The following is an 11,324-nucleotide window of genomic DNA, read 5'->3' as shown; positions in this document are numbered from 1 at the left end:
CTCAGGATAAGGTCATCAACTAGATAACCCGTCCAAACCGACTCAGGCTTGCTCTCATCGTGGAGCAAGCCTCTCCTCTTCTTTCGTTCCAATCAAGAGAATATCGCCATGCAACACGCTCTATTCAAACTGGACAATGTGATTCAAAACTACGCTTGGGGCAGCCACACCTCGATTCATGATTTATTCGGCATCGACAATCCAGCGAACGAGCCACAAGCAGAAATCTGGATGGGAGCTCATCCAAACGGCTGTTCAAAGCTTGCTGACACCAAACAACTGTTGTCAGAAGTCATCAACCAAAACAAAACGCAATCGCTGGGTGATTACACCGCTGCACGTTTTGGTGAACTGCCATTCCTATTTAAAGTGCTTGCCGCTGAAACACCGCTGTCTATCCAAGTGCACCCTAGTAAGCACAAAGCGGAAATTGGCTTCGCTCGTGAAAACGAGCAAGGCATTCCACTTAATGCTGCCAACCGTAACTACAAAGATCCAAACCATAAACCGGAGTTGGTTTACGCGCTGACGTTTTACAAAGCGATGAACGGCTTCCGTCCAATTGAGCAGATCTTATCTCTGTTTGAGCAAGCGAACATCTCTGCTCTAGAGACAGAAATCAACGCACTGAAAACCACACCAAACAGTGAAGGTCTCAAAGTGTTCTTCTCAGCAATTATGTCGTTAGAAGGCGAGCGCAAACAGCAGGCTTTGAATGAGCTTTACGCAAGCCTAGAGCGCCCTGCAAAAACCGCTATGGCACGAGAAGCTTATGGCTATATTCAAGACTTCCGTCAGCATTACGCGGACGATATTGGTCTGTTTTCGCCATTGATGTTGAACACGATTGAACTGGCTCCGGGCGAAGCGATGTTCCTCCATGCTGAAACGCCACACGCATACGTTCAAGGGACAGGTTTGGAGATCATGGCGAACTCAGACAACGTGTTGCGCGCTGGCTTAACACCTAAGTACATCGACGTTCCTGAGCTTATCGACAACACCATCTTCAACGCGATTGACCCAGAGCAGATCAAGCTCGCGCCAGTACATAAACAAGGCAAGCTTAGTTACCCAATTCCGGTGGATGATTTCGGTTTTGAAGTGATGGCTGTTGAAGGTACAGCAACGACTCAATTCGTGCGTAGCGCAGAGATTTTGTTTTGTATCGAAGGGGAAATCTCGGTTTCTAGCCAAGACGAGCACATCACACTGAAAGCGGGTGAATCGGTATTCGTCTGCAGCAACTCAGTAAAGTACGTTTGCCAAGGTCATGGCACCTTAGCTCGCGCCTTTAACTGATTGGCAAAATGAACTGACAGCTTATTGGATAGCAGCTTTCTGTTATCCAGTAAGCACGCTCCTAACCTAGGTTTGCGCTGATTTTGTCAGTGGTCAGCAGTCACGCTCCAATTCGATGACGCTTTTCGAAGACGAGCAGGCATTTACCGTTGATATTCGTGGTCAACTCCATCATTTTGACCATCCCCACCAATGTCTAGCGAAGAGCATTGGTGGGATTTTTTGTTTACAGCGCTTTTAATACTTCCATCGCAAGTGCTTCATCGTCTTGCTCAGCCAACCCACTGATACCAATTGCACCAACGACTTTCCCCTCTTGTTCTACAGGTACACCGCCCATAAAGCCCGTGATCTTTGGATCAGTCCAATAGCTCAACTGCTTACCCGTCTCACGAGCCCAAGCGCCCAGATTTCCACTAGGCTGACGGTCTCTAGCCGAGGTGTAGGCTTTATTTTGTGCCAACAAACCTGCTTGCACACTCACATCATCCATTCGGGCAAAACCGAGCAATTCGCCATGCGTATCAACCACGGCAACCGCAATGTTTTGCTTGCGAGTAGCAGCAATTTCCAATGCCGTTTGAATCAGAGTTTGAACTTGTACATATTTCATTTTTCTCTCCTAAGGAATCTCATGGCCAAGGGTTTTCTCCAACAATCCATACCAATGGCTGCGCGACAGCGTGACGTTCTCTACTTGAGCACAAGCACGAATACGTTGTGGGTTTGCAGTACCAATAACAGGCTGAATTTGGTTTGGATGACGCGTCAGGAAGGCTAAAACAATCGCCTCAGACGATACGCCATATTCAGCTGCAAGCACCATCACCATCTCCGCCGTCTGTCTGGTGTTGTGATCATCAGAATGTAAGCCACGCTCTGAGAATCTTCCCTGCGCCATACTGCCCCACGCTTGCAATTGGATATTGTGCTTACGAGCATGTTCCAGTGTTCCCGCAACGTAGTCAGATGCAGACGAAGGAAGCCCCATGCCCTGCTTGATGAATTCAGACTTAGCCAGACTCATTTCCAACTGGTTCGCCACGATAACTTCACCCGTGGCTTGTTGGAGAAGATCAATTTAAGCACTGTTCATGTTAGAGACACCAAGGTGGTTAACTTTGCCAGCTTGTTTCAGTGCTTGGAGCGCTGTGCCAAGTTCTTCAAATTCAACCAAAGGATCAGGACGATGCAGCATCAAAACATCAAGATTCTCCACGCCAAGGCGCTCAAGAATGCCCTCAACAGAAGCCGTCACCCATTTAGCAGAGAAGTCATACTGCTTAACACCTTGCTCATCTCCTAGACGGATGCCGCACTTGGATTGCAGATACATTCGTTCTCGTAAGGTTGAGTCATTGGCTAAGATACGCCCAAACACTTCTTCTGCCTTACCGAATTTGTAGATATCCGCATGATCAAAGAGATTGATGCCCACCTCTAATGCAGCCTCTACAGCGGCATGAGCTTGGTTTTCATCTTGGGCGGTTAATGGGTTGCGATTCCACTCCCCTCCAAGCCCCATGCAGCCGAAGACCAAGCGGCTAACGTTAGGTAAGGTTTTGGCGAGCGGTAGTGTTGGATTGTTCATCGTTATTCTCACTTTTCCGATTTCTGCATGTTCAATTACTTAAGTTAACTCGAACCATCTTACCGTTCGTAAAAATTAGTTTAATACCGTAAAATCGAATTCATTATCCTCGTTAACGAACAATCAAGATGGCAGATTACAAGAGAATCGAAAAACTGATGCTGTTTGCCGAAGTGGCTCAAACACTCAACTTTTCTAGAGCAGCAGAGCAACTTGGCATTTCTAAAAGTTACCTGTCGGAACAAATAAAGCGATTGGAATCGGAACTCGCCACGCCTTTGATTGTTCGAACCACACGCAGCGTCAGATTGACGGCAGAGGGTGAGTCGATCTTTGCACAAGCGGAAGATCTCAAACGTCGCGTAATGGAAATGGAAAAGAGTTTAAGTCAGCAATCTGAGCAAATAGACGGTCTGATTCGTCTTACCGCTCCCAAGATGTTTGCTGAAGCGGTGCTGCATGATTTATGCGTGGCGTTTCGCGCTCTACATCCAAACGTAGAGTTCGAGATCCTTTCTAGCTATCAAGCATTTAATCTGACGGAAACCAGCGTCGACTTTGCGTTTCGAGCGACAAGAACGCCGCCCGAGAATATGATTGCGCATCACCTTTTGGACTACCACCACTGGCTGGTTGCCTCTCCTCTGTATCTGCGCGAACAAGGCACGCCGGAGACATTAGATGATTTAAAAAGCCATCAATGCTTAACCACGTTGCATCAAAAAGAATGGCCTTTAAGAACGGGAACGGTTCAAACCCAAGGTTGGCTTTCTAGCAATGAAAACCGCTTACTCAAAGAATCAGCCCTGTCTGGCAATGGCGTTGCGCGATTAGCAAGTTACTTTGTCGAGCAAGACGTTGATAATGGCCGACTAGTACAGGTTCTATCGCAAGAAACTGACTACCAGCACAACACGGTTTACTTAGTGTATCCGCAACTCATCTATCAATCGGCGAAAACCAAGGCCTTCATTGAATTCGTGAAGCAGCACTTTGCTAGATAACTAAGGCAGTTAATCCGCTGACCACACCGAGCGGATATCTGGCCATCCCCAGTTAGTTAGTGCAACGTCTTCTAATACGCCTTGGAAGCGCAAAGTTTGCGTATGGTGGAACATAGGTGCAATCCAATACTCGCTGACGAGTGTGGAAGCAATAGGTTCAAGCGCTTTGAGATAACCTTCCAGCGAAGTATACGCGCGCACTTTCTCTAATTGCTCATCCAACCAAGTCGCATTCTCTTCACCCAAAGTGTGGTGCAACACGGTATTGCTAAAGAAGTTGGTAAACGCCGATGCATGACGGTTGTCATCCAAGTTGATGTTCGTCACCACCAAGGTTTCATCTAGCGTGCCGTTTTTGGCTTTTTCGCTTAGCTCTCGGTAGGAATACATCACAATGCCGACTTTGCTTCCCGTCCCTTCAAGTAGGTTAGCAATTGCACGCGCACATCGTCTCAATGCTGTGTAGTTGTATCCTGCGATGGTGATATGTTTAGGCAGTTTGCTTTCTTCACCAAACGGTCTTAATACGGGCTTCCACGTTGGCAACATGTTGTAAGCAGGCACGCTGCCAAACACGATTTTTTCTTTGCGCATCACATCAGCAAGGCGCTCCGGTTGAATCAACTCGGCGATGTAACGACGCTGCGCTTGAGACAGAGGATACTTTGCATGTTGATTGAACAAGGCGAACAAGCAGCCGTCCTCGGTGCGACTGCGCTGACTCGCCGGAGCCACTTCCGCATCTTGTGTCGACATATAGTGCCCGCACATGCTGTCGGCAAGCTCGTCGTCCGCTTTCTCTACCTGCTTCGGCGGTGTATTTGCAGCTAGGGATGGGTTCTCCATTTTCTCATCATTGACGATCCAGATTGTCACCATGTCGGTCAGAACTCGACAGGCGTAATAGCCGTCAAAAGCTTGTAGTTTTAATCGATGAGCACTGTGTTCAATCACAGAGAAAGGACCACTGCCAACGACCAAGTTGTTATTGGCAACGTTCACTTGGCTAACGGGTTGGATGCCGTACTTCACGCCCGAAATAAGCCCAGCAAAACCCAAATCTGGCTTGCTGAGGGTAAACACAACCTTAAGTGGGTTTGGCGCGGTAATGTTATCGACATGAGCGAGCTCTTTCTCATACAACTCAAGAGAACTGAGCTTAGCAAACAGGCTAACAACGGTATCTGCATCAATCGGTGCACCATTGTGAAAGGTTAAGCCCGGGCGCAGATAAAAGGTCCATTCGTAACTTTTCTCGTCGTAACGCCAATGATGAGCAAGCTCTGGCTTCACCACTCCGTTGTAGTCACTGGATACCAAACAACAGTAGATTTGACGCAAGAAGAAGCGCTCACTGCTGCGGTGCAGTTGATGAGGAACAATACGCTCAAACATACGTTTGTAGGTGAGCTGAATGTTGAGTCGACCTTCTTGAACAGACGCCCCAGAAGTGGTTTTGAGCAAACGTCCAAACGCAGCTTCATCTTCATCGAGAATCGCCAACGCTTTTTCGTATTTACCCAGCTTGATTCGCTCCAGTGCGAGGCTTTCTTTTAACGCACTCAACTCGATGTTCAGCAATAACGTTGAACGCTGATTTCGTCCCGCTTTTGGCAGCCAACTCAACCATGCTTGCTCCTGCATTTGCGACAGTAAGCTGCGTGCATGGCGAGGAGAAGTGAACAGCAAGTCAGCGACTTCCTGCAATGTGGTTTTGGCTTCACTCCCCACGCCAAAGGGAGTGAGTCGTTGGTAGTAGCGGAACAAGTTGAGATCAGACACCGCGCGCCCTCAAAAAGTGGATATAGGTTTATTTTACTCAACTTATCCGAGAGAAAATAAGAAAACTTCCAAACACTTTGTTCCCCTTTTTACCCCCACTAACACAAAAATCGGTGAGTTAGCGCACCTTCTGGGGCTAACTAGGAATAAACCACAGAAATCTACTCTCTTTTTCAGCTCCTCTTTTCTTCGCATACTGACCCTGTCAGCAACAAGGAGGAAACACTATGCGATTCCGATTTCGATCAGCGAAAGACATGCCTACGATGGCAACCTATTTCCGAGAGCGCGTTGCGCATTCGGACAACAAGCTTGAAGTAATGGCTCTGGTAACAATGAACGATTTCTTCAACTGGTAAACGAACCTTAAGCAGAACTTAGCTCCTGATACTACACCCCCACTTCGTTGTATCTTTAAGTTCTGCTTTTCTTTTTCCTCAAGCCAATGACCTAGCTTTGCAATTAAACCCCGCAAATTATTCATACTTGCCTTGCGTTTTTACTTAGTTTCGATTCTGTAGTTGCATCCTTAGCTCTTCAGGCGTACACTTTATCGCAATTCGACGATTAACTATTAAGGCCAGCGAATGAGTGATAAGTGCAACGACACGTGCGAAGTTGTTTTTCAGACAACACAACAACAGCTCGAGAAAGAACAAACTCTAGCAGCACAAGCAAAAGCTTTGTCACATCCAGCACGTTTGCGCATTCTGCATATCCTGCACACTCTCCATACCATGGGCGGTTGTTTGAACAGTGATTTGGTTTCTGAACTGGGTCTTGCACAATCTACTGTTTCCGAGCACTTGCGTATTCTCAAGCAAGCAGGCTTTATCAGCGCGGAGCCAAACCCACCTAAGGTTTGTTACCGCATTCAACGCGACGCGTTTGATAAGTTCAATCTAGGATTTTCCAAGTTATTTGATTAATTGACTTTGCACACTGGTCAGGTGTGCAGAGATAAACTATACCTTTAACTATCGCCTTTCGACGATAAACGAATAAAGAGACCACTATGACTACTCAAGTTTTAAATAGTGCCAGCAACAAAATGAGCTTCCTCGATCGTTATTTAACGGTTTGGATTTTTGTGGCAATGGCAATCGGTGTAGGTATTGGCGCTGCTTTTCCGCAGGTTGCTGAATGGAATGAATCAATGTCAGTGGGCAGCACAAACATCCCACTAGCGATTGGTTTGATTTTAATGATGTACCCGCCTCTGGCAAAAGTAAATTACAACCTATTAGGTACCGTCACTAAAGACAGAAAAGCGATCACGCTGTCTTTGGTCATGAACTGGATTGTCGGCCCTATTTTGATGTTCATCCTTGCATTGACTTTCCTAGGTGATCATCCGGGTTACATGGTTGGTATCATTCTGATCGGTCTTGCTCGTTGTATTGCGATGGTATTGGTATGGAACGATATCGGTGGCGGTAACAAAGAATACGGCGCAGCCCTAGTTGCACTAAACAGCGCTTTCCAAATCGTGACTTACAGTGTGATGGCATGGTTGTTCATCACTGTATTACCACCAGTCTTTGGTTACGAAGGTTTCGTGGTTGATATCTCAATGATGGACATCGCGGAAAGCGTTTTGATTTACCTTGGTATCCCATTCCTAGCGGGCTTCCTAAGCCGTAAATGGCTGGTCGCTGCGAAAGGTGAGCAGTGGTACAACGACGTGTTCATCCCACGCATTTCACCAATTACGCTTATCGCCCTGCTTGCGACCATCGTACTGATGTTCAGCTTGAAAGGTGAAATGATTCTTGAACTGCCAATGGATGTATTCCGTGTAGCAATTCCACTGGCTATCTACTTTGTGTTGATGTTCTTTGTCAGCTTCTTCGTTGGTAAGAAAATGGGCATCGACTACGACAAAAACGCATCGATTGCTTTCACGGCAACGGGCAACAACTTTGAATTGGCAATTGCGGTTTCTATCGCGGTGTTTGGCCTAAACTCAGACCAAGCTTTTGCTGGTGTCATTGGTCCACTGATCGAAGTGCCTGTATTGATTGCTTTGGTAAACGTAGCACTCAAAATGAAAAAGAAATACTACAAATAACCAAAGGTTATAGTGACTTGAAAGCGCCCGTCGTTAAAGCGACGGGCGCTTTTTGTTTTCCATGCTAGGCATGATGAGATCAACAAAATCCAATTTGCTAACTCAAAGTTTTGAACAATGTTTTAAATTAGAAATTCATATAGGAGTTTGAGTAATGAATTTAGAATATAAAAAACTGAAGTGGCATGCTGTTCTCAAGCTTTCACAACAGACGATTAAATGTCTAGAAGAGGAAGACAGCACAACTTTGACCGATGTCGACAAAGTGCGCGCGAACGTTCATGCAGCAGAACTACTGCAACAACTCTTGTCCGATCTTGCGATTGCGGATTCTAAGTCTTCGAGCACATTAAGCTCAGTAAAACGCGCTTAGTTTTATTCAGGACACATTAATTGACGACCACCGTTTTGATGTAATCACTCGGTGTTAGGCCGAATTTACCTTTAAAACGCTGGCTAAAACGCCCTTCAGATTGATATCCACATAATTGCGCCAGCATCGCCACGCTGTAGTGACCGTTTTGCATTAAGTGCAGCGCATGATTTAAGCGAACTTCTGCAAGCACTTCCCGATACTGAGTACCCTCTTGCTTGAGCTTACGAATCATGGTCGCACGGCTCATGGCAAAACGCTCAGCCACCAGCTCTAAAGTGTGTTCCTCTCCCGGGGAATACGACAAATAACGGCTCAGCTTCTGGCTGAATGTTGTATTCGCACTCGCAAACAAATGATGCAACACACCACGCTCGGCAAGTTGTTGATATAACCCCATTACCCAGAAGGTTTGGGTATCTTTGCTCATGGTTTGTTGGTCAAACGAGAACAGAGCATTGAGCGTGTCTTCCAAGGCTTTATCGGCTTCTAATGTCGGCTTTTCTTCACCCTTATCAATGCTTGCACTCAGTTCAAGCATTGCTTCTGACGGCAAGCAGTGAAAGCTGAACATTCTAGAGAGAAACTTACCTTTTTGCGGTAAGTTCTCAAAACTCAGCGATGCAGAAGCCTCACAAAGCAGCAGCTCAGAATTGGAAAGATCCAGCGCCGATTCTTTCCAGAAAAGACGCTTACTGCCTGTGATGATCTGAATAATACTTGGGGAATGGATCTTCACATTACGCAGTTTCTGTAACTGCTCGGCACGAAACAACGTGACTCGATATTGATGGCTCATCTATTCCCCTCGTTTTTTATCATCTATCTATTACGGCTTAACGTGTGTACGTCGCCGTCAGTTTTGCTTTGTCTAACGCCATGCTGTTAAGCGTAAAACCAACCACAGCAGCTGGTGTGTTTTCATCTAGGTTTAGCTTCTCTGTTGGCAATGCCCAAACCGTGAATTGGTAGCGGTGCATGCCATCTGCTTCTGGTGGGCAAACGCCACCAAAACCAACTGTTCCGTAGTCAATACGTGACTCTTTACCGCCCAATTTTTCAATGTTCACTGCGCGTGGCAGTTCGCTAACTGAAGCTGGAATGTTAAACGCAACCCAGTGCCAGAAACCACTGCCAGTAGGTGCATCAGGGTCATAAGCCGTGATTGCAAAACTCTTAGTTCCGGCTGGCGCATCCTTCCACATCAATTGTGGAGATTGGTTGCCACCATTACAGCCCCAACTGTTGTATTCGAAGGTCTTCGCCATAGGATGACCTTCTTGGATATCTTTACTGGTTAACTCAAATGCTTGCGCTGAACCAACTGCCAATAAGCTTAATGCCAAAACCGATGTAGTGATTGCTTTCATGATGATGCTCCTATTTCTTAAGTTCGGAATAAGTGTATGTCCAAAAAGAAACAGCAACCCATCATTAAGTATCAATAGCATTCATTTTAAGCTAATCAGTGATACTTTTCGTAATATTTTCAAATTCGTGCTTACTGGCGACCTATTTGGTGTCTGCCCAAGTGACTTCAAGATGCAGGATTCAGAGCGCTGTCATTGACTCGAGTTCAAGGAAAACAACGCAGCGTAATAGCCAGCTCTTTCAAAGTTGTTTGACGCAGCAATCGGGGCAATGACACGCTCCCAAAGGGACCTCTTTGCAAATAGTAAGGGATTTGGCTTGTATACTTTGTTGTCGATTCTTGATTTAGATCCACTAGACCTTTAAATCGCCGCCGCGTCTACAAACCAAGTCATTCTCGCTGAACCTAGCATCTCGAGGTTACTTGGGTATATGCTCATTAGCCCAAAGCAAACAAGGAAGCGTAAATGAAACTGGATATCTACGTGGTGGACGCCTTCACCGATACGCAATTCAAAGGCAACTCTGCAGCGGTGGTGCCGTTAGAGGAATGGCTTGCTCCAGAGTTGATGCAAAGTATCGCGACAGAAAACAACTTATCGGAAACGGCCTTTCTAAAATCCATTGGCGCAAACCAATATGAGATTCGTTGGTTCTCTCCGATTACTGAAATCGACTTTTGTGGGCACGCAACGCTAGCCTCGTCGTTAGTGCTGTTTGATGAGCTTGGCATTAGTGGCACGATTGAATTTCATACTCTGGAAGTAGGAACGCTCACCGTAGAAAAGAATGCGCAAGGTAAGATTGAAATGACGTTCCCTGCTCGTCCTCCAAAAGCCGTTTCTGATATTCCCTCGGCATTAATTGAAGGCTTAAGTTGCGATGTGGAACACGTACTGCTTAGCCCCCAAGCGTACTTCGTGGTAGTCGACAGCCAACAGGAGGTACTTGAGGTTCAATACCGTTCAGAACATCTCAAGACTCTCGCTCCTTACGATGTGGTCGTTACTGCGAAAGGCGATCAACAAGACTTTGTATCGCGTTACTTTTGGCCTGCAAATGGTGGCGACGAAGACCCCGTAACCGGCTCGATTCACGCTGGATTAGCACCGTTCTGGGCAGAAGAATTAGGCAGAACATCACTGGTCGCTTACCAAGCTTCTCAGCGCGGAGGTATTCTTCATTGCGAAGTTATTGGCGAACAAGTAAGAGTATCTGGCGACGGCGTGCTTTACATGAAAGGTAAGATTTTTGTGTAGACCTTTAGCTTGTCTTTAGCATTAGCCCAATAGAACAAAGCCCGGCGTTATTGAACTATATAACACTGGGCTTGAGGATAACGCTGGGTTTGATGGTTTGACTGGAGTGACGTCGAGCTACTGGAACTTCTCACCTGCAGCAGCAACAAAAGCCATTTCTACCAATAGTTCAGGATTCGCCAATTCAACTTTGACGCAAGCACGGCTCGGTGCGCAGCCCTCAGGGAACCACGCATCCCATACTTCGTTAAGGGCATCGAAGTTAGCAAAATCTGTCACGTAAATCGTCACAGATAAGATGCGCGACTTATCGCTATCAACACTGGCTAGCATTTGCTCGGCTTGGTCGAAAATCTGTTGTACTTGTCCTTTCATATCTGCAGTTGTATCTGCTTCTGCCACCTCAACAAAGTTGGCAATACCGTTGAATACCGTTACATCAGACCAACGTTTACATGGATTAATACGATGAATTGTCATGTTATTTCTCTTAATTAACCTGAACTCGGGATAAAAATAGAAGTGAACTAAAAGCTGGTTCTGCGATCAGATCTTTCAACCAAGAGAGAAC

General features: G+C 46.3%; 12 protein-coding genes and 1 pseudogene. 7 read left to right on the top strand and 6 right to left on the bottom strand.

What is annotated here, in order from left to right; genetic code table 11:
* Positions 1-108: 108 nt before the first annotated feature.
* Positions 109-1,302 (top strand): mannose-6-phosphate isomerase, class I, encoded by a 1,194-nt coding sequence (gene manA / locus OQJ86_RS13095; RefSeq protein ID WP_265988028.1) that lies wholly within the window; start codon positions 109-111, stop codon positions 1,300-1,302.
* A 226-nt stretch (positions 1,303-1,528) separates the two neighbouring features.
* On the opposite strand, the gene OQJ86_RS13090 is transcribed toward manA, so the two are convergent.
* Together OQJ86_RS13090 and OQJ86_RS13085 are read right to left on the bottom strand one after the other, a co-directional pair.
* A complete protein-coding gene (locus OQJ86_RS13090) occupies positions 1,529-1,915 on the bottom strand; it encodes a GlcG/HbpS family heme-binding protein (RefSeq protein ID WP_265988027.1) in 387 nt (128 codons plus the stop codon).
* A gap of 9 nt (positions 1,916-1,924) precedes the next feature.
* Positions 1,925-2,893 (bottom strand): annotated as a pseudogene (locus OQJ86_RS13085) (aldo/keto reductase).
* Between the two features lie 128 nt (positions 2,894-3,021).
* Between OQJ86_RS13085 and OQJ86_RS13080 the strand changes: the two are divergent.
* A complete protein-coding gene (locus OQJ86_RS13080) occupies positions 3,022-3,897 on the top strand; it encodes a LysR family transcriptional regulator (protein ID WP_265988026.1) in 876 nt (291 codons plus the stop codon).
* 9 nt (positions 3,898-3,906) lie between these two features.
* Here the strand turns inward: OQJ86_RS13080 and OQJ86_RS13075 are convergent, their stop codons facing one another.
* Complete coding sequence (locus tag OQJ86_RS13075; RefSeq protein WP_042605684.1) at positions 3,907-5,679, bottom strand: SgrR family transcriptional regulator; 1,773 nt, start codon at positions 5,677-5,679, stop codon at positions 3,907-3,909.
* A gap of 227 nt (positions 5,680-5,906) precedes the next feature.
* On the opposite strand from OQJ86_RS13075, the gene OQJ86_RS13070 reads away from it, so the two are divergent.
* The 4 genes from OQJ86_RS13070 (at position 5,907) to OQJ86_RS13055 (ending at position 8,123) form a co-directional block, all read left to right on the top strand.
* Positions 5,907-6,038, top strand: a complete 132-nt coding sequence (locus OQJ86_RS13070) for a hypothetical protein (protein WP_258070517.1) — start codon at positions 5,907-5,909, stop codon at positions 6,036-6,038.
* Between the two features lie 228 nt (positions 6,039-6,266).
* Positions 6,267-6,608, top strand: a complete 342-nt coding sequence (locus OQJ86_RS13065) for an ArsR/SmtB family transcription factor (protein ID WP_265988023.1) — start codon at positions 6,267-6,269, stop codon at positions 6,606-6,608.
* Positions 6,609-6,694: 86 nt separating this feature from the next.
* Entirely contained in the window at positions 6,695-7,750 is a 1,056-nt protein-coding gene (gene arsB / locus OQJ86_RS13060) for an ACR3 family arsenite efflux transporter (protein ID WP_102389474.1), read from the top strand.
* Positions 7,751-7,904: 154 nt separating this feature from the next.
* Positions 7,905-8,123, top strand: coding sequence for a hypothetical protein (locus OQJ86_RS13055; protein ID WP_038875496.1), 219 nt, complete (start codon positions 7,905-7,907; stop codon positions 8,121-8,123).
* A gap of 16 nt (positions 8,124-8,139) precedes the next feature.
* Here the strand turns inward: OQJ86_RS13055 and OQJ86_RS13050 are convergent, their stop codons facing one another.
* Positions 8,140-8,922: an AraC family transcriptional regulator gene (locus OQJ86_RS13050; RefSeq protein ID WP_265988022.1), complete on the bottom strand. Its 783-nt coding sequence runs from the start codon at positions 8,920-8,922 to the stop codon at positions 8,140-8,142.
* Between the two features lie 37 nt (positions 8,923-8,959).
* Positions 8,960-9,493, bottom strand: coding sequence for a YbhB/YbcL family Raf kinase inhibitor-like protein (locus OQJ86_RS13045; protein ID WP_005435484.1), 534 nt, complete (start codon positions 9,491-9,493; stop codon positions 8,960-8,962).
* Between the two features lie 468 nt (positions 9,494-9,961).
* Here OQJ86_RS13045 and OQJ86_RS13040 point away from each other — a divergent pair, with 468 nt between their 5' ends.
* Positions 9,962-10,753: a PhzF family phenazine biosynthesis protein gene (locus tag OQJ86_RS13040; RefSeq protein ID WP_265988021.1), complete on the top strand. Its 792-nt coding sequence runs from the start codon at positions 9,962-9,964 to the stop codon at positions 10,751-10,753.
* Between the two features lie 117 nt (positions 10,754-10,870).
* Here OQJ86_RS13040 and OQJ86_RS13035 read toward each other — a convergent pair whose 3' ends face one another.
* A complete protein-coding gene (locus tag OQJ86_RS13035) occupies positions 10,871-11,233 on the bottom strand; it encodes a RidA family protein (protein ID WP_005534602.1) in 363 nt (120 codons plus the stop codon).
* Between the last annotated feature and the right edge of the window lie 91 nt (positions 11,234-11,324).

This window comes from Vibrio sp. Sgm 5 (assembly GCF_026241575.1).
Classification (GTDB): domain Bacteria; phylum Pseudomonadota; class Gammaproteobacteria; order Enterobacterales; family Vibrionaceae; genus Vibrio; species Vibrio jasicida.
Note: the sequence above shows the minus strand (reverse complement) of the source record. Positions and strands in the feature narration are given on the sequence as shown.

Excerpts from the sequence above, each read along its gene's own strand:
- OQJ86_RS13040 (WP_265988021.1), top strand. The coding sequence starts at position 9,962 with ATGAAACTGGATATCTACGTGGTGGACGCCTTCACCGATACGCAATTC.
- OQJ86_RS13035 (WP_005534602.1), bottom strand. The coding sequence starts at position 11,233 with ATGACAATTCATCGTATTAATCCATGTAAACGTTGGTCTGATGTAACG.
- OQJ86_RS13050 (WP_265988022.1), bottom strand. The coding sequence starts at position 8,922 with ATGAGCCATCAATATCGAGTCACGTTGTTTCGTGCCGAGCAGTTACAG.
- OQJ86_RS13090 (WP_265988027.1), bottom strand. The coding sequence starts at position 1,915 with ATGAAATATGTACAAGTTCAAACTCTGATTCAAACGGCATTGGAAATT.
- OQJ86_RS13080 (WP_265988026.1), top strand. The coding sequence starts at position 3,022 with ATGGCAGATTACAAGAGAATCGAAAAACTGATGCTGTTTGCCGAAGTG.
- arsB (WP_102389474.1), top strand. The coding sequence starts at position 6,695 with ATGACTACTCAAGTTTTAAATAGTGCCAGCAACAAAATGAGCTTCCTC.
- OQJ86_RS13055 (WP_038875496.1), top strand. The coding sequence starts at position 7,905 with ATGAATTTAGAATATAAAAAACTGAAGTGGCATGCTGTTCTCAAGCTT.
- OQJ86_RS13045 (WP_005435484.1), bottom strand. The coding sequence starts at position 9,493 with ATGAAAGCAATCACTACATCGGTTTTGGCATTAAGCTTATTGGCAGTT.
- OQJ86_RS13065 (WP_265988023.1), top strand. The coding sequence starts at position 6,267 with ATGAGTGATAAGTGCAACGACACGTGCGAAGTTGTTTTTCAGACAACA.
- manA (WP_265988028.1), top strand. The coding sequence starts at position 109 with ATGCAACACGCTCTATTCAAACTGGACAATGTGATTCAAAACTACGCT.
- OQJ86_RS13070 (WP_258070517.1), top strand. The coding sequence starts at position 5,907 with ATGCGATTCCGATTTCGATCAGCGAAAGACATGCCTACGATGGCAACC.